Origin of the sequence: Pseudomonas sp. WS 5503 (assembly GCF_012985385.1) — a bacterium.
GTDB classification, from domain to species: domain Bacteria; phylum Pseudomonadota; class Gammaproteobacteria; order Pseudomonadales; family Pseudomonadaceae; genus Aquipseudomonas; species Aquipseudomonas paracarnis.
Genome location: NZ_JAAQWI010000010.1, coordinates 1 through 25,394 on the forward strand (window position 1 = coordinate 1; position 25,394 = coordinate 25,394).

The following is a 25,394-nucleotide window of genomic DNA, read 5'->3' on the forward strand; positions in this document are numbered from 1 at the left end:
ACCAGCGTACGGCCCACAGAATGATGTCACGCTGAAAATGCCGGCCTTTGAATGGGTTCATGTGCAGCTCCATCAGCAAAAGGGGATGATAAGTTTATCACCACCGACTATTTGCAACAGTGCCGTTGATCGTGCTATGATCGACTGATGTCATCAGCGGTGGAGTGCAATGTCGTGCAATACGAATGGCGAAAAGCCGAGCTCATCGGTCAGCTTCTCAACCTTGGGGTTACCCCCGGCGGTGTGCTGCTGGTCCACAGCTCCTTCCGTAGCGTCCGGCCCCTCGAAGATGGGCCACTTGGACTGATCGAGGCCCTGCGTGCTGCGCTGGGTCCGGGAGGGACGCTCGTCATGCCCTCGTGGTCAGGTCTGGACGACGAGCCGTTCGATCCTGCCACGTCGCCCGTTACACCGGACCTTGGAGTTGTCTCTGACACATTCTGGCGCCTGCCAAATGTAAAGCGCAGCGCCCATCCATTTGCCTTTGCGGCAGCGGGGCCACAGGCAGAGCAGATCATCTCTGATCCATTGCCCCTGCCACCTCACTCGCCTGCAAGCCCGGTCGCCCGTGTCCATGAACTCGATGGGCAGGTACTTCTCCTCGGCGTGGGACACGATGCCAACACGACGCTGCATCTTGCCGAGTTGATGGCAAAGGTTCCCTATGGGGTGCCGAGACACTGCACCATTCTTCAGGATGGCAAGGTGGTACGCGTCGATTATCTCGAGAATGACCACTGCTGTGAGCGCTTTGCCTTGGCGGACAGGTGGCTCAAGGAGAAGAGCCTTCAGAAGGAAGGTCCAGTCGGTCATGCCTTTGCTCGGTTGATCCGCTCCCGCGACATTGTGGCGACAGCCCTGGGTCAACTGGGCCGAGATCCGTTGATCTTCCTGCATCCGCCAGAGGCGGGATGCGAAGAATGCGATGCCGCTCGCCAGTCGATTGGCTGAGCTCATGAGCGGAGAACGAGATGACGTTGGAGGGGCAAGGTCGCGCTGATTGCTGGGGCAACACGTGGAGCGGATCGGGGATTGTCTTTCTTCAGCTCGCTGATGATATGCTGACGCTCAATGCCGTTTGGCCTCCGACTAACGAAAATCCCGCATTTGGACGGCTGATCCGATTGGCACGGCGGACGGCGAATGGCGGAGCAGACGCTCGTCCGGGGGCAATGAGATATGAAAAAGCCTGAACTCACCGCGACGTCTGTCGAGAAGTTTCTGATCGAAAAGTTCGACAGCGTCTCCGACCTGATGCAGCTCTCGGAGGGCGAAGAATCTCGTGCTTTCAGCTTCGATGTAGGAGGGCGTGGATATGTCCTGCGGGTAAATAGCTGCGCCGATGGTTTCTACAAAGATCGTTATGTTTATCGGCACTTTGCATCGGCCGCGCTCCCGATTCCGGAAGTGCTTGACATTGGGGAATTCAGCGAGAGCCTGACCTATTGCATCTCCCGCCGTGCACAGGGTGTCACGTTGCAAGACCTGCCTGAAACCGAACTGCCCGCTGTTCTGCAGCCGGTCGCGGAGGCCATGGATGCGATCGCTGCGGCCGATCTTAGCCAGACGAGCGGGTTCGGCCCATTCGGACCGCAAGGAATCGGTCAATACACTACATGGCGTGATTTCATATGCGCGATTGCTGATCCCCATGTGTATCACTGGCAAACTGTGATGGACGACACCGTCAGTGCGTCCGTCGCGCAGGCTCTCGATGAGCTGATGCTTTGGGCCGAGGACTGCCCCGAAGTCCGGCACCTCGTGCACGCGGATTTCGGCTCCAACAATGTCCTGACGGACAATGGCCGCATAACAGCGGTCATTGACTGGAGCGAGGCGATGTTCGGGGATTCCCAATACGAGGTCGCCAACATCTTCTTCTGGAGGCCGTGGTTGGCTTGTATGGAGCAGCAGACGCGCTACTTCGAGCGGAGGCATCCGGAGCTTGCAGGATCGCCGCGGCTCCGGGCGTATATGCTCCGCATTGGTCTTGACCAACTCTATCAGAGCTTGGTTGACGGCAATTTCGATGATGCAGCTTGGGCGCAGGGTCGATGCGACGCAATCGTCCGATCCGGAGCCGGGACTGTCGGGCGTACACAAATCGCCCGCAGAAGCGCGGCCGTCTGGACCGATGGCTGTGTAGAAGTACTCGCCGATAGTGGAAACCGACGCCCCAGCACTCGTCCGAGGGCAAAGGAATAGAGTAGATGCCGACCGAACAAGAGCTGATTTCGAGAACGCCTCAGCCAGCAACTCGCGCGAGCCTAGCAAGGCAAATGCGAGAGAACGGCCTTACGCTTGGTGGCACAGTTCTCGTCCACAGTTCGCTAAGCTCGCTCGGCTGGGTCGCGGGAGGGCCGGTCGCAGTGATTCAGGCCCTTCTGGATTGTGTTGGTCCCCAGGGCACGATTGTCATGCCCACGCACTCGGGTGATCTGACTGATCCCGCAGATTGGAGATCGCCGCCCGTGCCTGCCGATTGGGTGCAGATCTTGCGCAACGAGATGCCGGCATACGATCCGCAAACCACACCAACTCGGAACATGGGTGCAGTGGCTGAATTGTTCCGGGCGTGTCGCAAACACTTTTGGAGGCAGCTATCACCCAGCCAAGGCCGGTATTTTCATGCTTTGTTAACCTTTTGCAGTCCGAAGAGGCGCGCAAGCAAATCATTCTGGTCATTGACGGTCCAGCCGCCTGAAAAGCCAAAGCCCTTCCGCAGCCACAGCATCGCCTCGAAACCCGCGATGGTTCGCCGCGCCGTGTTAAAGGATTGGAAACCGCCGATCTTCGGCATGTTCTTCTTCACCCGGAAATGGTCGCTCTCAATCCCCTGCTGGAGATGTTTGGTCACATAATGCACGGGATCGGGATGGAGAAGCCCATCATCAACCGACGTTTTGATCGTTGACGGGAAGGTGTTGGCCCCGTCCGTCCCAATCCTGTTCGGCGACAACAAGGGTTCATCTTTAAGCATCTTTCGGAAGAACCGCTTGGCAGCGTCGAGATCGCGCTTAGCGGTCAGCAGGAAATCCACCGGATTGCCATGCTTATCGATGGCTCGGTACAGATAGCGCCATTTGCCGCGGATCTTGACATAGGTCTCATCAATCCGGACCGAGCCGCAATGGGGTCGACGAAACTGCCGCAGCCGTTTCTCGATGACAGGTGCATAAGCCAATACCCAGCGGTTGATCGTGCTATGATCGACCTCGAAGCCCCGCTCGCGAAACATCTCTTCCAAGTCACGATAGCTGAGCGGGTAGCGCAAGTACCAGGCAACCGCCTGTACAATCAGCCAGGCCTCGAAATGCCTGCCCTTGAAATCATCCTTCGACTGGCGCTTCAGCTTTTCGGCAATGGTATTCAAAATCATCGGCTCGCTCCGCAATATCAGGAGCGGCAACTTCTCTCCCCATGGTCAACATCGAGTTAACCTGAAGAATTTGCGACAAGGCCATGCGTTCCGCTCCGGAGATGTCTGGCTTACTAGGTCCCGGCGCTATGGCGATCTGAAACACGCACTCGTTCCGGCACAATCCATCGCGGAAGGCGGTCGTCTCGCTGTGCCATTGCGGCCGGAGGAATGGCTGGCAGACCGGCAAGCTCGCCTCGACATGCGGTTGCGCGAGCTTGGCCGTGCCGCTCGCGCAGGCACGATCCCGGGCGGGTCGATTGAAAACGGCGTTCTGCATATCGAGAAACTCGAAGCCGCCGCGCCGACAGGCGCCGAAGATCTGGTGCTCGATCTCTACAAGCAGATCCCGCCCACGCGCATCACCGATCTCCTGCTGGAGGTGGATGCGGCGACCGGCTTCACCGAAGCGTTCACCCATCTGCGCACAGGAGCACCCTGCGCTGACCGGATCGGGCTAATGAACGTTATCTTGGCGGAAGGGATCAACCTCGGCTTGCGCAAAATGGCGGATGCGACAAACACCCACACCTTCTGGGAATTGATCCGCATTGGACGGTGGCATGTCGAGGGCGAAGCCTATGACCGGGCGCTGGCCATGGTGGTCGAGGCACAGGCAGCGTTACCCATGGCCCGGTTCTGGGGCATGGGCACGTCGGCTTCGAGCGACGGACAGTTCTTCGTCGCTACAGAGCAAGGTGAGGCCATGAACCTGGTCAACGCGAAATATGGCAATACCCCGGGCCTGAAAGCCTATAGCCACGTCTCCGACCAATATGCGCCGTTCGCAACCCAGGTGATTCCTGCAACGGCAAGCGAAGCGCCTTACATCCTCGATGGCCTGCTGATGAACGATGCTGGACGCCATATCCGCGAGCAGTTCACCGACACGGGCGGCTTCACCGATCACGTCTTTGCCGCATGTGCCATTCTCGGCTACCGGTTCGCTCCGCGCATCCGCGACCTGCCATCCAAACGGCTCTACGCGTTCAATCCGTCGGCCGCCCCGGCGCACCTGCGAGCGTTGATCGGCGGAAAGGTCAACCAAGCCATGATCGAGCGCAATTGGCCCGACATCCTGCGCATCGCCGCCACCATTGCTGCCGGGACCGTCGCGCCAAGCCAGATTCTGCGGAAACTCGCCTCCTATCCGCGGCAGAACGAGCTCGCGACAGCCCTGCGGGAAGTCGGTCGCGTCGAGCGCACCCTGTTCATGATCGACTGGATTCTGGATGCCGAACTCCAACGGCGTGCCCAGATCGGGCTCAACAAAGGCGAAGCTCATCATGCGCTGAAGCGGGCAATCAGCTTCCACCGCCGCGGTGAAATCCGCGACCGTTCCGCCGAAGGCCAGCATTACCGCATCGCCGGCATGAATCTGCTCGCCGCCATCATCATCTTCTGGAACACCATGAAGCTCGGCGAGGTCGTTGCAAACCAGAAACGCGATGGAAAGCTGCTATCGCCCGATCTCTTGGCCCATGTTTCGCCGCTCGGATGGGAACACATCAATCTCACCGGAGAATATCGCTGGCCAAAGCCTTAGCGTAGGATTCCGCCCCCTCCCGCAAACGACCCCATCTTGAAGCCACGGGCCCGTCCCACCCCGACATGGACCTCGATGCCCGAACGGACGTTAGATTTCGAGTTCTAGGCGTTCTGCGATGAAGGTTGGATCCCAGCCGGGATTGAAAGTGTCGACGTGGGTGAATCCGAGCCGCTCGTATAGGCCACGCAGGTTCGGGTGGCAGTCGAGCCGCAGCTTGGCGCACCCCTGCGTTCGCGCGGCATGGCGGCAAGCCTCGATCAGCGCGGAGCTGACACCCCGGCCCGCATGTGTCCGTCGCACCGCGAGCTTGTGCAGATATGCGGCCTCCCCCTTGAGGGCGTCGGGCCAGAACTCGGGATCCTCGGCCGACAAGGTGCAACAGCCGACGATGCCGTCGCTGCAACTCGCGACTAGGAGCTCGGATCTCAGGACGAAGGTCTCCGCGAATGTCCGGTCGATCCGCGCGACGTCCCAGGCGGGCGTTCCCTTGGCGGACATCCACGCCGCAGCGTCGTGCATCAGCCGCACAACCTCGTCGATATCACCCGAGCAGGCGACCCGAACGTTCGGAGGCTCCTCGCTGTCCATTCGCTCCCCAGGCGCGGTATGAACCGCCGCCTCATAGTGCAGTTTGATCCTGACGAGCCCAGCATGTCTGCGCCCACCTTCGCGGAACCTGACCAGGGTCCGCTAGCGGGCGGCCGGAAGGTGAATGCTAGGCATGATCTAACCCTCGGTCTCTGGCGTCGCGACTGCGAAATTTCGCGAGGGTTTCCGAGAAGGTGATTGCGCTTCGCAGATCTCCAGGCGCGTGGGTGCGGACGTAGTCAGCGCCATTGCCGATCGCGTGAAGTTCCGCCGCAAGGCTCGCTGGACCCAGATCCTTTACAGGAAGGCCAACGGTGGCGCCCAAGAAGGATTTCCGCGACACCGAGACCAATAGCGGAAGCCCCAACGCCGACTTCAGCTTTTGAAGGTTCGACAGCACGTGCAGCGATGTTTCCGGTGCGGGGCTCAAGAAAAATCCCATCCCCGGATCGAGGATGAGCCGGTCGGCAGCGACCCCGCTCCGTCGCAAGGCGGAAACCCGCGCCTCGAAGAACCGCACAATCTCGTCGAGCGCGTCTTCGGGTCGAAGGTGACCGGTGCGGGTGGCGATGCCATCCCGCTGCGCTGAGTGCATAACCACCAGCCTGCAGTCCGCCTCAGCAATATCGGGATAGAGCGCAGGGTCAGGAAATCCTTGGATATCGTTCAGGTAGCCCACGCCGCGCTTGAGCGCATAGCGCTGGGTTTCCGGTTGGAAGCTGTCGATTGAAACACGGTGCATCTGATCGGACAGGGCGTCTAAGAGCGGCGCAATACGTCTGATCTCATCGGCCGGCGATACAGGCCTCGCGTCCGGATGGCTGGCGGCCGGTCCGACATCCACGACGTCTGATCCGACTCGCAGCATTTCGATCGCCGCGGTGACAGCGCCGGCGGGGTCTAGCCGCCGGCTCTCATCGAAGAAGGAGTCCTCGGTGAGATTCAGAATGCCGAACACCGTCACCATGGCGTCGGCCTCCGCAGCGACTTCCACGATGGGGATCGGGCGAGCAAAAAGGCAGCAATTATGAGCCCCATACCTACAAAGCCCCACGCATCAAGCTTTTGCCCATGAAGCAACCAGGCAATGGCTGTAATTATGACGACGCCGAGTCCCGACCAGACTGCATAAGCAACACCGACAGGGATGGATTTCAGAACCAGAGAAAGAAAATAAAATGCGATGCCATAACCGATTATGACAACGGCGGAAGGGGCAAGCTTAGTAAAGCCCTCGCTAGATTTTAATGCGGATGTTGCGATTACTTCGCCAACTATTGCGATAACAAGAAAAAGCCAGCCTTTCATGATATATCTCCCAATTTGTGTAGGGCTTATTATGCACGCTTAAAAATAATAAAAGCAGACTTGACCTGATAGTTTGGCTGTGAGCAATTATGTGCTTAGTGCATCTAACGTTTAGCTTGAGGGGCGCGGAAACAGGCGGCGAAGCCGGCTGTTGGAGCGTCCCTCTCGAAGCGCTTGTTGGGCAAATAGGTCATGGAATGGCGCGCTCGTACTTTCTTGCTTTTTCTTCTTCGAGGTCGCCGTTTATTTGCACGACAACATTGCCTTTAACAAAAACCCAAGAAAAAAACGCTGCACTTTTCTTTCCAAGGCGTTCGTAGTAACCAGCTATGGCATCCCTGTCAGCCGCGTTTGGACAAGCAAGAGCCCTGCCGCCGCTATCCTCGCCCAGCGAGGGAATGAGAAAACGAACGCCTTTGCAGACGTAGGGGGCAAGGCCATAGTTTCTTGGCCCCATTGGGGTGGGATTTTCTGCTTCAAGACCAGCATTCTTGAACGCAGAAATAACATCTTGTGCTGTTGGGTCAGCAACCGCGACGGTAGACAACGCGGTCAGCGCGACCCCAAAACCAAACTTCTTCCATTGAGTTCTCATTATCTCCCCTCGTGTGAATGCCCAACGCATAGTTGAGCGGCGGGCGCAGCCCGTCCACTTCAACGCGGAGTTAGGCATCAGATGCCTGGGCGCCGGTCGATGCACTTTTCGCACGTGCTGCTCAACGCAAGATTCTCTCAATCGTTGCTTTGGCATATCGAACGAACGCAGCCGTCTCTTCGACGCGCATTGCTAGGTCGTCGTCCTCGCTACCCAGGTACGCCGCGCGTGCCTTGCAAATGATGGGCCGATGCTCGGCAGGCAAACGCTCCGATACCCATGCGGCAGCAACGTCCTTAGGAGCAATGAGACCCGTTGAAGCACTGTACCAAATGCGAGCAAGAGCAAGAACGACGTTCCGCTCGTCACCCTTCCAATCCGACTCTGAATTCCACTGGGCAATCGTGTCGAAAAGCGCCTTGGAAAAATGCTCGTTCGGCACCGGCTCGAAGAACGTGACTGCGGATGGACCTAGCAGAGCAAGGCTGTGTTGCCTCGCCTTGGTCAGCAAAATCGCAAGATCGTGATCCAGAACGGCAGGCTCGAACGTTCCGGAGAGGATGTCGTGGCGGAGCCACTCACCGAACTGAAGCTCACGTCGCGCCGGATAGCGCCAGGGCACTACTTCGCTTCGAGCGACAACAGTCACCTCCAGCGGTCGCCATGGTCCGCCATCGCCTGGCGGTGATGAGACTTTTAGCAGGTCGAGCATTAGTGCCTGCCGGAGCGAATCGTTAGGTGCGGCGCTGACGGTCACGAGCAAGTCGATGTCGCTGTCCGGCTTCAACCCTCCATCGAGCGCAGATCCGAACAGGTGGATTGTGTCCAGCGTTGCAGCCAGATGGCGCTCGATCACCCCGCGAGCGTGGGATAGCTGCTCGGAAATTTGTGCAGGAAAGAATTCACCCATGAAGATGCCTAACGTGTTCGAGTTGAGCGACACCCCGAAGGGGCGTAAGCCGGGAGCGAAGCGAGCGGTGTTCGCTCTAACGAGGCGTTAGGCGCAGATGGCCATGCATCCACGGAACTGGTTTGGATCACGCTTCCCCTCCCTTTGTTTGTGTGACTGGCGATAGCAAAAAACCGCCTCCGCAAACTTGTTATTTAGCGCGAAGCGTAGTGAACGTCGTCCGCATCAACGTCTTTGAGTTATGCGGCGAACGTTCACTACGCTTCGCTCAATATCATTTTTATAAGTAATTGTAAATGCTGCAATTTCCGTTCCATGCACAATGCTAAACATCGTGGGGAACCTGTTCGCCAATCCCATCTGTCGGTAGCGCATGGCTATCTGAGCTTAACTTTGTTTTAGGGCGACTGCCCTGCTGCGTAACATCGTTGCTGCTCCATAACATCAAACATCGACCCACGGCGTAACGCGCTTGCTGCTTGGATGCCCGAGGCATAGACTGTACAAAAAAACAGTCATAACAAGCCATGAAAACCGCCACTGCGCCGTTACCACCGCTGCGTTCGGTCAAGGTTCTGGACCAGTTGCGTGAGCGCATACGCTACTTGCATTACAGCTTACGAACCGAACAGGCTTATGTCCACTGGGTTCGTGCCTTCATCCGTTTCCACGGTGTGCGTCACCCGGCAACCTTGGGCAGCAGCGAAGTCGAGGCATTTCTGTCCTGGCTGGCGAACGAGCGCAAGGTTTCGGTCTCCACGCATCGTCAGGCATTGGCGGCCTTGCTGTTCTTCTACGGCAAGGTGCTGTGCACGGATCTGCCCTGGCTTCAGGAGATCGGAAGACCTCGGCCGTCGCGGCGCTTGCCGGTGGTGCTGACCCCGGATGAAGTGGTTCGCATCCTCGGTTTTCTGGAAGGCGAGCATCGTTTGTTCGCCCAGCTTCTGTATGGAACGGGCATGCGGATCAGTGAGGGTTTGCAACTGCGGGTCAAGGATCTGGATTTCGATCACGGCACGATCATCGTGCGGGAGGGCAAGGGCTCCAAGGATCGGGCCTTGATGTTACCCGAGAGCTTGGCACCCAGCCTGCGCGAGCAGCTGTCGCGTGCACGGGCATGGTGGCTGAAGGACCAGGCCGAGGGCCGCAGCGGCGTTGCGCTTCCCGACGCCCTTGAGCGGAAGTATCCGCGCGCCGGGCATTCCTGGCCGTGGTTCTGGGTTTTTGCGCAGCACACGCATTCGACCGATCCACGGAGCGGTGTCGTGCGTCGCCATCACATGTATGACCAGACCTTTCAGCGCGCCTTCAAACGTGCCGTAGAACAAGCAGGCATCACGAAGCCCGCCACACCGCACACCCTCCGCCACTCGTTCGCGACGGCCTTGCTCCGCAGCGGTTACGACATTCGAACCGTGCAGGATCTGCTCGGCCATTCCGACGTCTCTACGACGATGATTTACACGCATGTGCTGAAAGTTGGCGGTGCCGGAGTGCGCTCACCGCTTGATGCGCTGCCGCCCCTCACTAGTGAGAGGTAGGGCAGCGCAAGTCAATCCTGGCGGATTCACTACCCCTGCGCGAAGGCCATCGGTGCCGCATCGAACGGCCGGTTGCGGAAAGTCCTCCCTGCGTCCGCTGATGGCCGGCAGCAGCCCGTCGTTGCCTGATGGATCCAACCCCTCCGCTGCTATAGTGCAGTCGGCTTCTGACGTTCAGTGCAGCCGTCTTCTGAAAACGACAGGCTCGGTTCGTTAAGCTCCCCACGCTACGGTTCAAATAACTGGTACGCTTTATCAAAGTTCAACTATTACTAACGTAGTCGAGTAAACGGTACTTTTGATGAAGATCGGTTATGCGCGAGTGAGCACTCGGGATCAGAAAGCCGACCTACAAGTCGATGCCCTGAAACAGGCCGGGTGCGAACGCATCTACCAAGACATCGCCAGCGGCGCGAAAAGCGCCCGTCCGGAACTGGACAAACTGCTGGCCAACGTGCGTCCGGGTGATGCCGTGGTGATCTGGAAACTGGATCGCCTCGGGCGCTCGCTCAAGCACCTGGTCGAGCTGGTCGGCGAGCTGGCAGAGCGTAAGGTCGGCTTGCAGAGCCTGAATGACCCCATCGACACCACCCATGCCCAAGGCCGCCTGGTGTTCAACCTGTTCGCCTCGCTGGCCGAGTTCGAGCGCGAGCTGATCCGCGAGCGGACTCAGGCGGGCCTGTCGGCCGCACGGTCGCGGGGCCGGATCGGTGGCCGTCCCAAGGGTCTGCCCGCCAAGGCCGAGGCCACCGCCATGGCGGCGCAAACGCTGTACCGCGAGGGTCGCCTGAGCGTCAGCGCCATCGGCGAGAAGCTACACATCTCCAAGAGCACACTGTACAGCTACCTGCGCCACCGGGGTGTCGAGATCGGCGCATACCAGAAGAGCGCCCGGTCACGCGATCAGCAGATCACGGCCTCGTCGTCATCGCCGGCAGAGCCGCCCGCTGTCGAGCGGGTGGCCACCGTCACCCTGCGCCTGGCGGTGGTGAATAACAGCAAGTTCGTGCGCGGCCGGAAACGGGCCAAGGAGAACATCGAGCGCTACTGCCTGGAACCCTACGGCATGAAACGGCTGGAGTCGGGCCACTACGAGTTGGCCATTTCGTATCGAAGCGACGACGAGCTGGACAAGACCGTGCACGACCTGCTGACCGAGATCAGCCAGGAAGCCGACATGCGCAACTGCTTCATCGAGGCGGATGCCTGGGAAGAAGGCACCGAGCGCAGGTGGTAGGGCTTACGTTGGTTTTTGGTTCCATTGCTCCCCAAACCCCACCGTCGACGCCATCTGAAGTAAAGGGCGACGACGGTAATTGATGCTTCGATCAGTTACTAGATGAGCACTCCAGGTGTGGCCCGGTGTAGGCGATCACTACCTTGCCATCGATGATATCAAAGTGAATTCGCATACCCTCAAGACCAGCGCCATTGCCAGCCTTGAGGTGACGTTCGAAGAAATGGATCTCGCCCTGATATTCAAATTCGCGCTGCGCCCGCAGACGGCGATGCGAGCTAACAGTTTCAGATTCGTTTGCTGAGTACGAGTTGCCGAGAATGGCCCGTGCCGTCGAGTCGGGATTGCCGGCCATAAGCGAATCGTAATACGGAAATACCATCGTGGTGATAACGTCCAGCATGCGCCCGGTCTGCTGGAAAGACGCCGCCTCTTTGGCAGACTTCCAAGCAGAATCCAGCACCACAACGCGCCCTTCAGAAACAGATTCGATGAACATGAGTACGTCCGTGGGCGTAATCGAGTCACGCATAGCTACGCGACGCATCATGTCCATGTTCAAAGCCAACGGTTCAGGCCGGTGAACGGGCAGACCCAGGTTTTCCTTGAAAAGCCGCAGGTTGTAGAGCTCAACACGCATCTCGTTGCTGTCGATGTCCTTCTGCTCAAGCAGGCCCTTAAGAGTCTCAATTTGGGTTTGAAGGTCTTCAACCTCTGGTGAGGTCGCTGTAGGAGCTGCAGGCTGCTTGTGGAGCTTCTCGACGACCGCCAAGGAAGCGGCGTGCTTGTTTGGACCAGGCGAACCTTTACGCAGCAAACGATCCCACTCCTCATAGAACCGCTGCCAGGTGCGTACCAGTGGTGAAAGACTTTCGACCTCGGTTTTGAACCAATTACGGTTGGCCATGATCTCTTCGCTGCCGGCCTGAGCCAGGCTGGCGATCTTGATCATCGCGCTCGCGGTAAGGTTCGCGCCCAACGTTGAGATCTGTGACTCCAACTCGCGGGCCTTGGCTAACTGCTTATCTGCGCGTTTTGTGAAAGCTTCGACATCCATATGCGCATGGTTGAACTGGATAAGCCCCCGAAGCAATTGGACGGCTTCACAGGTGTGACCTTTAGGCTGCTCAATTGCCCGGCCGATGAGGTCCCTCGGGAGAGCCTTGTGATCAAAGGGCACCTCCATCGATCCTGCATGCTTTTGCAATGACTCAGTGAGCGCGTTCCATCGAGGGAGTGCAAAGTCATCACAGAATTGCTTGTATACAATAGTCAGCACGTTTTCGCCGGGACTTAAGGCTAAAGCTGCTGCTTCGGCGGCATTGAGCAAGGCTGGGAGTGGTTGCTTTCGACCTGCGCTCGAACTGTAGTGGAACGTCACAACCTCTTGGACGAGGCTTGCAAACCCGTTCTCAGACATTTGCTCAGCAAGCGGCACAGCAGGGTCCATTGGACCCCGCTTGGCGATCAACCGTTCTTCCTTGGCCGCTTGCTCAGGGAACACTTTAAGAATCGACTCACAGGTTCCTAGGATCACCCCAGAAAACGGCGATGGCAGTGCATTGAGCAAGACAGACAAAGCCATATCAATGCGAAAGCGATCGGTCTGATTAAGCTTCTGAGAGCTATCTGCAAGCCGATCCTTCAGTGCTCCCAGGTATAAAAGCGGCAGTGCAAGCTCACGGTAAAATACGCCTGCCTGGAAAAGGCTGCGCATGATCGGGAAGCATCTTTCAATATGGCTGACAAGATCAGTAGCAGCGGAGGTTTGTGCCATGGTGCGCAGTTGATCGCGGGCCTTATTACCAAGCAGCTGACCGAGGTTGAACTCAAGCTTGGAGCCTAAGTCAATGCGATCGAACTCATCCCCCATAACCTCGGCCACAATGTGCCGGTGCTCGGCAACGCCCAGAAAACTAAGCATTATCGTTGCCGGGGGCACACTCCGCCCTTTGGGCAGGTTGAAAGTGGCTAGGCCCCGAACGTTATTGAGCTTCGGGCTACGTAACCGCATCAAAACATCGGTAACGTCAGCGATGGCCTTTGGAGAGCCATACCAAGTGGTCCAGGCTGCCTGATTTACCATTGGTTGCCGGAATGCTGGTGGCACTATGTAGCTGAGACGGAGCCTTCCGTCACTCTCTTGGGAGTCTCCGCTACCGTTAATCTGATCAGAAATCGAGATATCGGTAACACAAAGCTCGGTATCAGCAGTTGAAACAGTTTCTACGGCAGCGTCCATGATTGGTCCTTGGTTAGGAAGGGGAGAAGCCCAACCTAACGCCAGACTTCTGGATTCCCAGGCGTATGGGCCATTTAGAACTGAGCGTACGAAGAGCCGTAAGCTTGCTTATTCGTCGGCCGGTCGTAGTAAGGGGAGGAGGTGACCGAGTCGCTGTCGGAATCAGCATCCGACATTACAAGTTCGTCATCACCGTCCTCGTCGATGCACATGTCTTCCATAAAGGAGATATCGTCGGATTCGGCGGCGGAATCGACAGACTCAGGGAAGATGAAGGGCAGTTGCCAGTGTTTGGCAAATCCTGTGAGGAACCGAGTGGTGACGTTGAGGGTCTGGGCAGCTGCCTGGATCGGCGCTTTGTCCGCAGCGAGCTTCTCAGCTCGGCAATAGAACTCGTTCTTCACATCCAGCGAAGGGCCGCCAACGAATGTGATTTGCTCATTGTATGCGTAGGTTTTGAGGAAGCGATGGCTGACCTTAAGGATGTCAGCTGCTTCTGCAACGGTGAACAGTTCAGAAAGTTCGACACAACGGGCGAGGAACGCATTTTGACCATTGACCCAGGCGCGGCGGCTTTTGAGCTCCAGACCGGGATTGATGGCTAGGTCACCGGGCTTAACAAATGGGGTAGGGGCTTGGACCTGGCGGGTCTCATAGTGGATCAGATAGTGATCCCAGAGCTTTTTGACTTTACGCTTCTCTGCAGGGGTGCGGCTTTCACGATCGGCAAACGTCACCCCGCGCTGTATTGAGTGCGTCCTCAGAAATCCGGTACTGACACGAAGAAGTCGGGCCGTCTCCTTTATAGAGAAGGTTTCAGATAGCTTGACGACTTTCTCGTGGAAATCGTTCAAGGCTGCCGTTTCGGCTGCCTTAGCCTTATCAGCCAATTTCGGATTCAGGTCCAGAATCTGATTGTGCACTGCTCACCCCCTACATTTATTTGTGAGGGGGCTGTCCATTGACTGGACTCGGCCTTATAGCAGACAAGACAGGGACGGAGGCCGCGCCCAAAAAATGGGTACGACCTTCCCTAGCGAGTAGCGGGGAAATATTTCCCAGCCGTCGGTGCCGTCAACTACAGGCAGAGAGACCAGGTCTCCCCCTCTACACGTGTGTCTGACGGCGGGATAATTCCCAGCACGCCAAACTTTATGAGCCAATTTATTGGCTTCGGGGAGTGATAGTACATTGACACCTTCGTCTGTGAAACCCTTCACAGAGCATTCAGTCCCAATCTGAGGAAATTAATTTTTTATCCTCAAAAAAAACGTATATAAAACAGTGGTTTGAAAATTCCCTGAGAGTTCAGTTTGTCTGACGAACGGTAGTGTGCTAACTAAGCACCCGTTTTGGAGACGTATCAGGGTTGCTACAAAGGCGTTCTGCGGATGAGGATTTTGTCCACCCATTTTGACTGGTCGAAATGATTTTGGTCGTTATGCTCTTTTCCGCAGCCAGCATCCGAAGCAAATTTTAGCCCTTACGGACGCCGGACCCCCCACACATTGCAAGGATTCAACAAGTGAGCCAACACACACTGAGCAAGACCTTCCTGGCCCTGGCCATCACCGCTGCAAGCGCCAGCGCACTGGCTGTTCCTGCCGACCTGAACAAGGATGTTAGTGGAGCCAGCGAGGTGGCTTACTCTCGAGTCAGTTACAACAATGTAACCCTATCCGGCAACGCAAACCGCGAAGCGGATCAAGATGGTACCGGCTTTAAAGGTGCAACCATTACCGGCGACCTGACCAATAACGCGAATGTAACCGCTCACGGTCAATTCGTTGATGCGCTGGACTTGGATTCCTCGGACGACGGCGATGCAGTACCTACCACCGTCAGTGGCAACCTCACCAACAACGGGAACTTCGAACTCTCCGGCATGGCCCCAGTAGGTATCGTTACTGACGGCGCTACGATCGGCGGCAATTTTGTCAACAATGGCAACATGTCCCTGGTCGGCGCTGACAACACCATCGACAGCGACACCCCTCGCGCTATCGAACTGGGTAATACCCAGATCGGTGGCGATGTGATCAATACTGGCAAGCTCTCGGTTAGTGGCACGGGTTCTAAAGGCATTTACGCCTTCACATCCACCGGTACAAGTAATCTGGGCACCATCGGTAAAGACGTCATCAACAAAGGCAATATCGCCGTGTCTGGTAATGATTCGGCCGGCATCAGCCTGGAAAAAATCAACTTCGGCCATGACGTCATCAACGAAGGCACTATCGCAGGCAGCGGCAGCAACACCTCCGGCATCGTCATCAAAAGCCTGAACTTTAACGCCCTTAACAACATCGGCACCATCCAGGTCTCTGGTGACAACGCGGTGGGCATCCGCGTCGTCGACTCACTGGCCCCGGAAGTGAAGACTGCCACCAACGGCATCATCAACACCGGCAACATCATTTCGACTGGTACCGGGATCAGCGTGGAAAGCGTCAACTACGACCCTTCCGAGGGCGGAGATGACAATGCGAATAATCTGTTTGTAATTCACCAGAACGGCGGATCGATCGTCGGCGGCGAGAAATCCATCAACGGTAACTTCCAAACCCGCCTCGAGTGGACTGCCGGCACTATCACCGGCAACATGGAAGGCCTGAACCTCGTCCAGGTCGACGGCAATGGCACCTTCAATGGCCAAGAGATCGAAGCATTCTTGGTCGATGTGAACTCGGGCACCCTTTACCTGGCTTCTACCAGTACCAGCTTTACTGGTGATATGAACGTAGCCTCGGCGGGGACGCTGCAACTTCGAGTCAGCGATCAAACCAACCCGGCAACTCCAATCCTGAATGTGGCCGGTAACGCTACCTTCGCCAGTGGCAGCAAAATCGGTGTTACCGCTAACCCGGGTGACTTCACCGGCAACAGCCAAGGCACCACCTACACTCTGGTGAAAGCCGGTACGCTGACCGACAACGGTCTGTCCGTGGTGAGCAGCTCCGCACTACTGAACATCACCGGCTTCAACGTTAGCGGCGACCAAGTGACCGCAACCGTTACCGGCAAGTCTGGTTCGACTGTTGCCGACCTGATCGCCAAGATGGGCGCTTCAGGTAATGCATCCCGCGCTATCCGCCCCTTCACTGACAGCGTCCTGAGCAAGTTGGATGCAAACGACAAGGTCTTCAAAGCCTTCGCCAATGCTGATGAACAGCAGCTGGCTCGCTTGGCTGAGCAATTGTCCCCGAACGTGAACGGTGGCTCGACTCAAGCTGCACTGGGCGGCCAATCTCTGGTTTCCAACGCTTTGAACGGCCGCAATGCTGAAGTTCGCGGCATGTCCTCCGGTGACGTGCTGAAAGATACCGGCGTATGGGTCAAAGGACTGTACTCGGATGCAGACCAAGGCTCGCGTGATGGTGTTGCAGGCTACAACGCTTACAGCAGCGGTATCGTCATCGGTGCTGACGGCAAGCTGACCCCGGACCTGACCTTGGGTCTTGCCTACAGCTACATCAACTCGAAAGTGAACGGCTTGTACAACAAGACCGACGTCGATGCATACGCTTTGACTGCCTACGGCAGCTGGAACCAAGGCCCTGCTTTCGTAGACGGTAGCGTGACCATCGGTAAGAACGAAAACACCAGCAAGCGTGACATCGCAGACACCGTTGCAAAAGGCGACTACGACAGTGACCTGTTCGGTATCAACGTACTGGGCGGTTACGGCTTCAACTTCGACAACGGCTTCCTCGTCGAACCACGTGCTGCTCTGCGCTACAGCAACCTGAAGATCGATGGTTACACCGAGAAAAACTCCAGTGCTGCTCTCAGCGTCGGTGGCCAGCGTATCGAAGTAGGTGAAATCGGCGGCGGCGTTCGTGTCGCCAAGGACTTCAGCTTCATGAACGGTACGCTGAAGCCTTCGGCGACGGCCATGGCTTACCACGACTTCATCGGAGACAAGGCGAACACCACCAGCACTTACACACTGGGCGGCTCTCCATTCGTGTCCTCGGGCGCGTCTAGCGCTCGCAACAGCCTCGAGCTGGGCCTGGGCGCTGACTACTCGATCGGTGCGGTTACGGTAGGCGCGAGCTACTCCTACCTCAAGAAAACCGACTTCAATGCCGATACCTTCACGGTCAAGGCCCGATACGATTTCTAGAATAAATTCAGGATGTTAGAAGAAGCGGCCAGCATTGCTGGCCGTTATTCTTTTGGATGCACTTGCCGATAGCCTCCTTGAGGGACGCTATCGAGAGATGCATTAGAGAGAGGCTGAAAATGCTTAAGACTATGATCACCAGCATCGCCCTAGCCAGTGCTGCTTTGCTGGGAGGCTGTGCATCACCGGTAAACCTTGCCCAGTTTTCGACAGGCTCCTTGAGAGGAGCCGTGCTACAGACACCTACATTTCCTATTCAGGGAATGGTTCCCGCACCGGGGACTTACAAGCACCTACGTGTGTACATAGAGGGGGACGGCCACGCCTGGGCAACATCCTCCCAACCGAGCACTGATCCAACCCCACACTCTTCACTCATGCTTCAGTTTGCAGCTGAGGATTTAACATCCGCGGCGTACTTGGCCAGGCCATGTCAGTTTGTAAGGTCCAGCGCCTGCACCCTTGATGTCTGGACTGGATCACGCTTCGGTAAGCCGGCCATCGACTCTATGGATTCAGCCCTAACTGCCTTGAAACGTCGCTTCAATGTAGAGACTTTTGAACTGGTTGGGCACTCGGGCGGTGGTGAGGTCGCGCTCGTGCTGGCCGGTATGCGCGATGATGTTGACCAGGTGCAGACCATTGCCGGCAACGTAGACCCGGTATTTTGGACAAAGCTCCACAAGCTGAGCCCACTCAAAGCCCCCATCACCCCTTTGGCGTACAAAGCACGGCTTGCTCAGATTCCCCAAAGACACATTGTTGGTTCCAACGACCCAGTGGTTCCCCCTTCAGTCGCGCAGGCCTACAGCGCTCAGCTTGACGGCTCTTGCGTGGAAATCGTTGTCGTAGACGCAACACACAATGATGGATACGGGACCCTGTGGAATCGCTTTTCTACCACCCCGTTGCTTTGTAAGTCGCGGTAAATAGCCGGCTTCGGCCGGAAGCAAGGAATGCTGTTATGCCTGGATTGTCCAAGGGACATCAGAAGCTGAGCTTGGCCGGCAAAAAAGAAGCGCTGCAACTGCTTCTGGCCACATCTCAGGGTTCATGTGCGGTACCAACGCTTGCTTTTGGCTCTCATGACCCAAGGGTCGTGGCGCTTTTCGATTGCGACTCCTGTTCAAGTGGCGCGATCCTCACCGAGGTAAAGCGCCCGGGCAAGCGAAAGCGTTGGCAGGTCGTCTGCAGTGAGTGCACAAAAAACAGTGGGGAAGCCTCAAAAAACCCTTGGACAGCCTCGCTGCTGTGGAACGGCGTAAATCTCTCTAGTTGCCATTATTGCGAACTGCCGCTGTTCGGCCTGGCAGGCATGTCGCCGAAAGAAGCTCATGACCACATAAAATCCATCCGCGGCATCCTGGTTCTAAGGATCTCACTTTGTGATACAGAGCTTCAGCTGTTCAGAATCGGAGAAAGCACGAGCAAGCCCGGCACTGGGTATGTAGAGCGGCTTGATGCCTACCTCAAGTGGGCGATGCTCGCGCACAGATTAATCAAAGCTTGCAAGGGTCGAACGAGCAACACGATTTCGTAGCATGTGTTTGGTTTGCTAGTGACAGATCTGGGACCTAGCATTGGGTCTGAATGGGCACACCCCCCAAAACATAAGAACTCACCCATGCTAGTCGCGTCCAAGAGCGGTTTGATTTCAGTCGTTGATCTGATTGAAGACACCAAGAAAACATGGGTCGTCATGGATGAAAAGGTCAAAAAAACCATAAGCAAAACCGACGCGAGCACACGGGGATTTAATCTGATGTCTGATGCGTTGAAGTGGGTCGGGGCCGATCCTGAGCTGATTCAAACCTTCCTAGCCAGTGAAGCCGAATCTGCTGAAGAGGCAACAAAGCATTGATACCGCGCATAGGTAGGCACGATTGGTTAAAAGTTGGCTCACCGGTGTTCTGGGGGGCGTCAGCCTTCACCTTGGCCGGGATTGCCGCTGTCGCCGTTTTGCCAGCTGCGACCTGGTCATCTGCGGGGCTTGCATCCTTTGGCCTCCTATCTGCTATTTCAGGTGTTATTTTCCTGATGAGGCGAACTGAGCCGCTTCGCCCTGCCATGAGGCAGACTCTCGGGGTATTCCTAATCGTTTACGGCGCCTGTGCAATTGGTGGTGGGCTCGCCGGTCACGAGGCCCCTACAACGCCGCTCAGGAGCTTGCAGCCACCAGCACAAACACATGAATCGCTATGGAAGCTTGCAAACAACGAAGGGGAAGGGCGGAACCTGATAGCAGCGGCCGTTGCGGCGCGACAGAAGAGTCTGATCCTTTGGACCGCGCCTGGCTGTACTGCATGTTCTTCAGTTTTGGATTTGACAGTTTTGAATCCGAGCGTAAACCCCAAACTTGCTGGCTATAGGCTTATTCGTATCGAAACCCCCGACGCGGCTACCCACAGCATTCGTGAGCAGTTTGGAGTGAATGAAACACCATCCCTCACTCTCATGTTAGGTGATGAGACTGTGCCGGCGTATGGGCGGATCGGAAGAGAGATTGATGCGCCGTCAGTGATGGATCTGTTGGATACCCAGGTTCAGGCGGAAGACGCCGCTCGCTAAGAATTAGGCCGTATAAAGTCTCCAGTATGGGAGTTAGCAATGACACGCATCGCAAGGATGAACATGATCATCAGTGGCCTGGGACATCTGGCCATGATGGCTTGCCTCATCTATTTCAGCGCTACGCTGACCAATTTCTTGATAGCCATTGTTGTGGTGAGCAGTGTTGAAGCTGTCCTTATTCATCTGTACAGAAAATACCGCTTGAGATCGAGAAAACCTGTTTTAAAAGGCTAATGGGCGGCTTTGGAACTGACGACTTAAAGAGGAATCACTTTGAAGGAAATACAGGGCAAGCAAATTGGGAAGCTCATTTCACCTCCGTTGATTTTTATTGGTTGGTGCTGCCTTTCATTCCTGTGGCGCGGCTATGTACCTAAAGAAATTTTCTGGCCAGTAACCGTTTGTACAGCTAGTTGTATGGCTATTTGCACTTGGCTGATTTTGTTCACTCGGAAAGCTGTACGAAATCGGGTGTATCTGAACGTAAAACCTAACGTGATCGAAATCGAAGGTGCCGAGCACTTCAGTGGCAAATTCTCGTCAGACTTACGATTTATCATCAGTTCCGATGCTTTTCAGAAAACGCTCGTGGATGTTGTCCTGCGCGAGTCGTACACCCGAGGCCGTTTTATGTTTCCGCGCGAAGCTGCTTACGTCCGAATCTGGCCAGGGGTTACCGGGATTACGGATCTGGAGGTTGAGGCTATCAACAAGGCCTTAGCTGAAGAGTTCGTTGAGTTTGAAGTCGAAATTGTTAAGGACGCTGATGCTCAACATGCTTATGCAACGGCGGTGCAGGCATAGCTGCCAAGCAGTCGAAAGTAGACTGATGTACATATGCGAAAAAGCCGACATCTAGTCGGCTTTTTTGAAGCAGCTGGTTTAGCCCGAGAGGTCTTCAGGGCTGAAGCGAACTCTGCGTTCTTGGTAAAGGCGCTTGTACGTACCGTCGGTGACCTGGGTCATTTCAGGCAGCTGCTTGACAGCCAGGATGGCAGAAGTCGCAGAGGAGTCGAATGCCTTGTCACCACTCGATTTGACCACCTTTGCCGACTCAATATGACCCTTACGCCCCATCTTGATCACGATCTCGACGGCCATACCGTTCCGGGCGCTTTCAGGCCGCTTCCAGTTTGAGATGATCTTCGATACGAGAATCCCGTCCACACTCTCCAGCACCTTGGGCTCTTCGACTACAACGGGTGCTTTGATCTGATCAAGTACAGGGTGGGGCTTTAACCCCATTGTTGGGGTTTGGAAAGCCGCAAGGATTGTGTCCCCAGCATTTCCGATACTCGCCTGAGGAGCTCCACTTTCACGCACCGGGGACTCTTCGATCCGAGAGTCAGTAGCTTTGAAGACTTTTACGCCGGCAGGAGTCGGGGCAGCCGGCCCTAGAGGGATTTCGGGCTTTGCGATACCCACCGGGATATCGTGCTGCGATTCCCGTACAGCAACCTTAGGAGTCGGGTGGGGTTCGGTTACGGCTGTCGCCGCATCTGGCTGGTCATTGCTCGTATCGGCTTGACTTGATGCAACAGACTGGACCTCATCTTGGGGTGCCTGCTCTTGTGGCGTGGAAATCTCACTTGGGCGCCCCAGGAGCGGCAGCATGGCAATCTGGTTATCTTTTAGCTGCGAAACAAGCGAGTTCAGTTTCCCGATCTCCCGCTGGCTCTCTTCATGCTGGGTCTTCATCTCGGTGCGTGCAGAGTTGACCATGATCAGCGCTGTGGCAGACATGGTTGCTAGGACCAATGAAATTGTCGACGCTAGGAGCGCCAGATGCTTTTCAGTCACCACTCATCCCTCTTGTTGGTGCGGATAGGGTAACGGCTTATAAGGGAATTCAAAGCCAAAACAGGGTGCCCGAATCCAGTAGGGATGATGGTTTTTCAGTATGCAGTTCGAAGTGGCAGAAACGGGCACAGTCGTTATATTGAAGACACTCCTAAACCGGACCAGGAACCGAAATGGTCAAGATATTTGTCGACTCCCGGGAAATTCCATCGCGCATCCCCGAAGCCCTTCGTGAGCTGGGTGCTGAAATCGCAACCGGGAATCTCGAAACTGGCGATTACGTTTTGGAAGCGAACCTAGTGGTCGAGCGCAAGACGGCTGCGGATTTCTGCGCCAGCATCATAGATAGCCGGTTTATCAACCAGGCCAACAAGATGGGGCTGAACTTCAAGAAAGTCATTTGGTTGATAGAAGGCGACATTTTTGCCGTCAGATCGCAGATCCACCCTGACGCACTAGATGGTGCGTTGAGCTACCTTGCAGTGGTTTTGGGTCAAACTGTCATCTGGTACAAAAGCCCGAAGCGGGCTGCGGGGATAATTTATAGAATGGCGAAACACGCCCAGACAGGGCTGGGGTATGAACCTCCCATGCGCAAAGGGAAAGTACCGGCGGGTATTGGCCAGGCACTATTCGATCTAGAGGGGAAGTGCGGTTGTGGTCCTGTAGCCGCCCGAAAACTGCTCAATCATTTCCGCTCTGTTTTCAGGGTCAACAACGCCTCGATAGATGAGCTGTGCGCGGTAAAAGGTATAGGGCCAAAAAAGGCTCAAGCAATTTTCGAAGGGATTCACTACGAACTGCCCGAAGGGGTGTCTGCTGACGATCAGCCAACCCTGCTGGCTGACCAGCCTGCACCTAAGTCACTGGTTTAATCATATGAAAATTTCAAACTTGGTTAAGACCCTTCGCAAGTTTGATGCAGATAGCTGCATTTTTGTGACCCTTGGAGAGGACGGTGAGCCGTACTGTGTATCGATCGAAAGCATCAGACTGGTCGCGGATGCCAGTTCAAAAGCCGGGATCTCAGTGCTCATTCGCGCTTTTGAGATACAGCACGGGAAATGTGCGAGCTCGCTTGATGACCCAGAATGGTTTCTCCGGGATTCGAAAGAAGAATACGATCTGACAAGTGCAGTTATCGAGGCGCTGACGGGATATAGCGCTGATGCAGAGGTATTTGTTGAGCTAGGCCCAGACCATAAACCTTATCAAGTGAAAATTGAGGCTGTCTCGGGCTTTGATGACTCAGCGCTTGAGGATGAGTGTAGTGAGTCTGAAGACTGTACTTCTGTTGGAATACGAGCATACGAGATACCCGCGAACTTCGTTCCCACAGCTGCATAAGGAAGGCCCGCTAATTTAGGGGCCTTCTTGTCTTTCCCTACCTCAATTGCTTACGCGCCGGCTTCGAACTTCACTGTGCGCTGGCGAAGATATTTCACGTATATCGCACGATTCACCGTGGCCATTTCAGGAATTTTGGCCAAATCAGCAGCAGCCTTTATCACTGAGTCGTCCACGTCCTTCGAACCGCTGGAAGTCGGCACCAGTGCGTTGGTAATGGTGCCGTCTGGAGCGAATTGGACTAGAACCTCTACTGACACGGGAGAAGTGGCTGACTCAGGACGCATCCATCGACTCTGAAGGCGAGCGACAAGCATCTTGTCGAAATTCTCAACGCCCTTCTTCTCTGCTTCTTCTACCTGCTTCTGAGCGTCAGCCTTCGCAGCCTCAATTTTGGCCACAGCGGCCTCTTGCTCAGCATCGAGCGCGGCTTTTGCTGTGCGGTAGGACTGTGACTGTTCGATCGACTGCTGCAGGCTGGCAATGCTCTTTTCGGAGGCAAGCTGTTTTTGCTGGATGGCTGCTTGGCTGATCTTAACCTCGGCCGCGTCACTGCTGGCCTGCACTGACTTAGCCTCGATGTTGAGGATCCGCTCACGTTGACTTTGCCAGGCATCATCCACCGCATTCGCAGCACTCATAGCCTTGAAGGAAGCATAGAACGCGATGACTACCAGGACCATCAGAACGACGATGGTGATAAGTGCGCCGGCGACGAGTGTCGTCCGCTTAACGTTAACGGTTGAGGCGTCGCCCTCAACCTGGCTAAGATTTTTAATTAGGGCTCGCATAGCGCTCCATCACTTCAGGGATTCACGCCTTCAGGCGGCTAGGCGGGCTGCCTAGCGCTGGATATTCTCCCCGTGATCCAGTGATGACTCCATTCAAAAGGGGGTCACCAAATTCACGTCTCGGGTCGTGGGGATGTATAAGCGGAGAGGGAGGTCAGCGGGATAACTTGAACAGCCGTGGTGCTTTTATCCAAACTCCAGCGCTGATACCCATAGCAACCCCTATCGTAGTAGGGATTGAGGCATCTGATGCCAGAGCGCATAGGGCAGCCAGAATTCCGTAAGTCGCAGCTATGGCTACCCTCGCGAAGGAATTCTGTTTGCGGACATGGGCTTTCATTCGAAGGAACCTTAATAGGAATGGGTGGGGCTAAGAGTAGGCGAGCTTGTAGTGCGGATTTGACGATCGCGAATTCGCTGGCAGCCTGGCTGCTTTCAGCAACTGAATGAGTTGGTATGGATGAATAGCTTAACGAACGGTGATGAAATGACTACTCAAACCCAGGCTTCGGAATTGCATGAACTCGATGAAGCCTGACCGGCCGCAAATGTGGCAAGGCTATTTCAGGCTAGCTTGGTAGAGAGGCATCACTTTAGGAATTGCAGCTTCGAGCAGCTTCATCCGATCGCCATCGCTCGGGTGAGTGCTCAGGAAATTCGGGGTGGACGAACCCTTGCTAACGGCTGCCATCTTCTTCCAAAGGGTGATTGCTGCGCGAGGGTCAAAACCAGCACGAGCTGCCAACTCCAAACCGATTAAGTCGGCTTCTTCCTCGTCGCGTCGACTAAATGGCAAACCTACCCCGGTGCTCAGCGCCTTAGTGATAGCGCTCTTACCTAACGAACCAGCACCCAGGACATTCGCTCCAACTCCTCCTGCAAGTTCAAAGACAGCATTCTGCGATGCCTGCTCCCGTCCATGCTCACGTATTGCATGCCCAATTTCATGCGCTAGGGCAATCGAAAGCTCGTCATCAGTGAGATTGAGCCTTTTGATCAGGCCGCTATAGACAATGATCTTTCCGCCTGGCCCGCAGTTCGCGTTCACAACGTCGGCATCGATGACGTTAACGAACCATCCCCACTTTTCAGCATCCGGGCGGAAGACGTGTGTTTGCATAACCAGCCGTACAGCAATCTGCTGGACATGTTTGCCAAGTGGAGAGTTCGTGATCAGGACTCCCGACGCCTCGGCCTTTTTCACCCCGGCCCGGTAAGACAGGGCATATGACGTGTCGACATCATTCTGAGAAAGGCCGGCAAACATGTATTGAGTTCGATCCACGCCTACTACGCCTGGATTGGTTGTCTGAATGCCGCTGCAACCCGCCAGAAGGGCAAGCGAGCCAGCTAGGCCGAGCATCAATATCC

Annotated in this window: 23 protein-coding genes and 1 pseudogene; 12 read left to right on the forward strand and 12 right to left on the reverse strand. The window is 55.9% G+C overall.

Annotated elements, in window-relative coordinates; all coding sequences use genetic code 11:
- Positions 1-174 precede the first annotated feature (174 nt).
- Both aac(3)-IVa and aph(4)-Ia read left to right on the forward strand, forming a co-directional pair.
- Complete coding sequence (aac(3)-IVa, locus tag HBO10_RS23280) at positions 175-951, forward strand: aminoglycoside N-acetyltransferase AAC(3)-IVa (RefSeq protein ID WP_169922119.1); 777 nt, start codon at positions 175-177, stop codon at positions 949-951.
- A gap of 228 nt (positions 952-1,179) precedes the next feature.
- On the forward strand, positions 1,180-2,205 hold the full coding sequence (aph(4)-Ia, locus tag HBO10_RS23285; RefSeq protein WP_000742814.1) for an aminoglycoside O-phosphotransferase APH(4)-Ia: 1,026 nt from the start codon (positions 1,180-1,182) through the stop codon (positions 2,203-2,205).
- Positions 2,206-2,626: 421 nt separating this feature from the next.
- Here the strand turns inward: aph(4)-Ia and HBO10_RS23295 are convergent, their stop codons facing one another.
- Positions 2,627-3,379 (reverse strand): IS6 family transposase, encoded by a 753-nt coding sequence (locus HBO10_RS23295; protein WP_000602738.1) that lies wholly within the window; start codon positions 3,377-3,379, stop codon positions 2,627-2,629.
- A 61-nt stretch (positions 3,380-3,440) separates the two neighbouring features.
- Between HBO10_RS23295 and HBO10_RS23300 the strand changes: the two are divergent.
- Positions 3,441-4,964, forward strand: a pseudogene (locus tag HBO10_RS23300) (Tn3 family transposase); the annotation flags it as partial.
- Positions 4,965-5,054: 90 nt separating this feature from the next.
- Here the strand turns inward: HBO10_RS23300 and HBO10_RS23305 are convergent.
- The 5 genes from HBO10_RS23305 to HBO10_RS23325 form a co-directional block, all read right to left on the reverse strand.
- Entirely contained in the window at positions 5,055-5,555 is a 501-nt protein-coding gene (locus tag HBO10_RS23305) for a GNAT family N-acetyltransferase (protein WP_000376623.1), read from the reverse strand.
- 127 nt (positions 5,556-5,682) lie between these two features.
- Positions 5,683-6,522 (reverse strand): sulfonamide-resistant dihydropteroate synthase Sul1, encoded by an 840-nt coding sequence (gene sul1 / locus HBO10_RS23310; protein WP_000259031.1) that lies wholly within the window; start codon positions 6,520-6,522, stop codon positions 5,683-5,685.
- Positions 6,516-6,863 carry a quaternary ammonium compound efflux SMR transporter QacE delta 1 gene (locus tag HBO10_RS23315; RefSeq protein WP_000679427.1) on the reverse strand — a complete coding sequence of 116 codons (348 nt, stop codon included), beginning with the start codon at positions 6,861-6,863 and terminating at the stop codon, positions 6,516-6,518. Before HBO10_RS23315 ends, sul1 begins: the two co-directional genes overlap by 7 nt.
- Positions 6,864-7,053: 190 nt before the next feature.
- Complete coding sequence (locus tag HBO10_RS23320; protein WP_169904211.1) at positions 7,054-7,458, reverse strand: hypothetical protein; 405 nt, start codon at positions 7,456-7,458, stop codon at positions 7,054-7,056.
- A gap of 121 nt (positions 7,459-7,579) precedes the next feature.
- Positions 7,580-8,368: an ANT(3'')-Ia family aminoglycoside nucleotidyltransferase AadA4 gene (locus tag HBO10_RS23325; protein WP_004356282.1), complete on the reverse strand. Its 789-nt coding sequence runs from the start codon at positions 8,366-8,368 to the stop codon at positions 7,580-7,582.
- A gap of 527 nt (positions 8,369-8,895) precedes the next feature.
- On the opposite strand from HBO10_RS23325, the gene intI1 reads away from it, so the two are divergent.
- Positions 8,896-9,909, forward strand: a complete 1,014-nt coding sequence (intI1, locus tag HBO10_RS23330; RefSeq protein WP_000845048.1) for a class 1 integron integrase IntI1 — start codon at positions 8,896-8,898, stop codon at positions 9,907-9,909.
- Positions 9,910-10,210: 301 nt separating this feature from the next.
- On the forward strand, positions 10,211-11,146 hold the full coding sequence (locus HBO10_RS23335; protein WP_003089068.1) for a recombinase family protein: 936 nt from the start codon (positions 10,211-10,213) through the stop codon (positions 11,144-11,146).
- A 91-nt stretch (positions 11,147-11,237) separates the two neighbouring features.
- Here HBO10_RS23335 and HBO10_RS23340 read toward each other — a convergent pair whose 3' ends face one another.
- Both HBO10_RS23340 and HBO10_RS23345 read right to left on the reverse strand, forming a co-directional pair.
- Positions 11,238-13,388, reverse strand: coding sequence for a hypothetical protein (locus HBO10_RS23340; RefSeq protein WP_078465735.1), 2,151 nt, complete (start codon positions 13,386-13,388; stop codon positions 11,238-11,240).
- Between the two features lie 74 nt (positions 13,389-13,462).
- Complete coding sequence (locus HBO10_RS23345; protein WP_078465736.1) at positions 13,463-14,311, reverse strand: hypothetical protein; 849 nt, start codon at positions 14,309-14,311, stop codon at positions 13,463-13,465.
- Between the two features lie 602 nt (positions 14,312-14,913).
- Here HBO10_RS23345 and HBO10_RS23350 point away from each other — a divergent pair.
- On the forward strand, positions 14,914-17,514 hold the full coding sequence (locus HBO10_RS23350) for an autotransporter outer membrane beta-barrel domain-containing protein (protein ID WP_078465737.1): 2,601 nt from the start codon (positions 14,914-14,916) through the stop codon (positions 17,512-17,514).
- Between the two features lie 521 nt (positions 17,515-18,035).
- Here HBO10_RS23350 and HBO10_RS23355 read toward each other — a convergent pair.
- The gene (locus HBO10_RS23355; RefSeq protein ID WP_161952140.1) at positions 18,036-18,197 is read right to left on the reverse strand and encodes a hypothetical protein; all 162 of its coding nucleotides are present in this window, start codon (positions 18,195-18,197) and stop codon (positions 18,036-18,038) included.
- Positions 18,198-18,478: 281 nt separating this feature from the next.
- Here HBO10_RS23355 and HBO10_RS23360 point away from each other — a divergent pair, with 281 nt between their 5' ends.
- The 4 genes from HBO10_RS23360 to HBO10_RS23375 all read left to right on the forward strand — a co-directional run bounded on the left by HBO10_RS23360 (position 18,479) and on the right by HBO10_RS23375 (position 20,889).
- Positions 18,479-19,054 carry a hypothetical protein gene (locus HBO10_RS23360; protein ID WP_078465739.1) on the forward strand — a complete coding sequence of 192 codons (576 nt, stop codon included), beginning with the start codon at positions 18,479-18,481 and terminating at the stop codon, positions 19,052-19,054.
- Positions 19,055-19,138: 84 nt separating this feature from the next.
- Positions 19,139-19,375: a hypothetical protein gene (locus HBO10_RS23365; RefSeq protein WP_078465740.1), complete on the forward strand. Its 237-nt coding sequence runs from the start codon at positions 19,139-19,141 to the stop codon at positions 19,373-19,375.
- A 746-nt stretch (positions 19,376-20,121) separates the two neighbouring features.
- Positions 20,122-20,319, forward strand: a complete 198-nt coding sequence (locus HBO10_RS23370) for a hypothetical protein (RefSeq protein ID WP_078465742.1) — start codon at positions 20,122-20,124, stop codon at positions 20,317-20,319.
- 39 nt (positions 20,320-20,358) lie between these two features.
- Positions 20,359-20,889 carry a hypothetical protein gene (locus HBO10_RS23375; protein ID WP_078465743.1) on the forward strand — a complete coding sequence of 177 codons (531 nt, stop codon included), beginning with the start codon at positions 20,359-20,361 and terminating at the stop codon, positions 20,887-20,889.
- A gap of 78 nt (positions 20,890-20,967) precedes the next feature.
- Here HBO10_RS23375 and HBO10_RS31675 read toward each other — a convergent pair whose 3' ends face one another.
- Positions 20,968-21,885 (reverse strand): TonB family protein, encoded by a 918-nt coding sequence (locus HBO10_RS31675; protein WP_153045939.1) that lies wholly within the window; start codon positions 21,883-21,885, stop codon positions 20,968-20,970.
- A gap of 173 nt (positions 21,886-22,058) precedes the next feature.
- Between HBO10_RS31675 and HBO10_RS23385 the strand changes: the two genes are divergently transcribed.
- Positions 22,059-22,760, forward strand: a complete 702-nt coding sequence (locus HBO10_RS23385; RefSeq protein WP_078465745.1) for an ERCC4 domain-containing protein — start codon at positions 22,059-22,061, stop codon at positions 22,758-22,760.
- 4 nt (positions 22,761-22,764) lie between these two features.
- Positions 22,765-23,232, forward strand: a complete 468-nt coding sequence (locus HBO10_RS23390; protein ID WP_078465746.1) for a hypothetical protein — start codon at positions 22,765-22,767, stop codon at positions 23,230-23,232.
- A gap of 50 nt (positions 23,233-23,282) precedes the next feature.
- On the opposite strand, the gene HBO10_RS23395 is transcribed toward HBO10_RS23390, so the two are convergent.
- Complete coding sequence (locus tag HBO10_RS23395) at positions 23,283-24,023, reverse strand: TonB C-terminal domain-containing protein (protein WP_169904209.1); 741 nt, start codon at positions 24,021-24,023, stop codon at positions 23,283-23,285.
- Between the two features lie 559 nt (positions 24,024-24,582).
- A complete protein-coding gene (locus HBO10_RS23400; RefSeq protein ID WP_186353504.1) occupies positions 24,583-25,386 on the reverse strand; it encodes a M48 family metallopeptidase in 804 nt (267 codons plus the stop codon).
- Between the last annotated feature and the right edge of the window lie 8 nt (positions 25,387-25,394).

Coding starts and splice junctions, on each gene's coding strand:
- HBO10_RS23295 (WP_000602738.1), bottom strand. CDS start 3,379: ATGATTTTGAATACCATTGCCGAAAAGCTGAAGCGCCAGTCGAAGGAT.
- HBO10_RS23305 (WP_000376623.1), bottom strand. CDS start 5,555: ATGGACAGCGAGGAGCCTCCGAACGTTCGGGTCGCCTGCTCGGGTGAT.
- sul1 (WP_000259031.1), bottom strand. CDS start 6,522: ATGGTGACGGTGTTCGGCATTCTGAATCTCACCGAGGACTCCTTCTTC.
- HBO10_RS23315 (WP_000679427.1), bottom strand. CDS start 6,863: ATGAAAGGCTGGCTTTTTCTTGTTATCGCAATAGTTGGCGAAGTAATC.
- HBO10_RS23320 (WP_169904211.1), bottom strand. CDS start 7,458: ATGAGAACTCAATGGAAGAAGTTTGGTTTTGGGGTCGCGCTGACCGCG.
- HBO10_RS23325 (WP_004356282.1), bottom strand. CDS start 8,368: ATGGGTGAATTCTTTCCTGCACAAATTTCCGAGCAGCTATCCCACGCT.
- intI1 (WP_000845048.1), top strand. CDS start 8,896: ATGAAAACCGCCACTGCGCCGTTACCACCGCTGCGTTCGGTCAAGGTT.
- HBO10_RS23335 (WP_003089068.1), top strand. CDS start 10,211: ATGAAGATCGGTTATGCGCGAGTGAGCACTCGGGATCAGAAAGCCGAC.
- HBO10_RS23340 (WP_078465735.1), bottom strand. CDS start 13,388: ATGGACGCTGCCGTAGAAACTGTTTCAACTGCTGATACCGAGCTTTGT.
- HBO10_RS23360 (WP_078465739.1), top strand. CDS start 18,479: ATGCCTGGATTGTCCAAGGGACATCAGAAGCTGAGCTTGGCCGGCAAA.
- HBO10_RS23365 (WP_078465740.1), top strand. CDS start 19,139: ATGCTAGTCGCGTCCAAGAGCGGTTTGATTTCAGTCGTTGATCTGATT.
- HBO10_RS23370 (WP_078465742.1), top strand. CDS start 20,122: ATGACACGCATCGCAAGGATGAACATGATCATCAGTGGCCTGGGACAT.
- HBO10_RS23385 (WP_078465745.1), top strand. CDS start 22,059: ATGGTCAAGATATTTGTCGACTCCCGGGAAATTCCATCGCGCATCCCC.
- HBO10_RS23390 (WP_078465746.1), top strand. CDS start 22,765: ATGAAAATTTCAAACTTGGTTAAGACCCTTCGCAAGTTTGATGCAGAT.
- HBO10_RS23395 (WP_169904209.1), bottom strand. CDS start 24,023: ATGCGAGCCCTAATTAAAAATCTTAGCCAGGTTGAGGGCGACGCCTCA.
- HBO10_RS23400 (WP_186353504.1), bottom strand. CDS start 25,386: ATGCTCGGCCTAGCTGGCTCGCTTGCCCTTCTGGCGGGTTGCAGCGGC.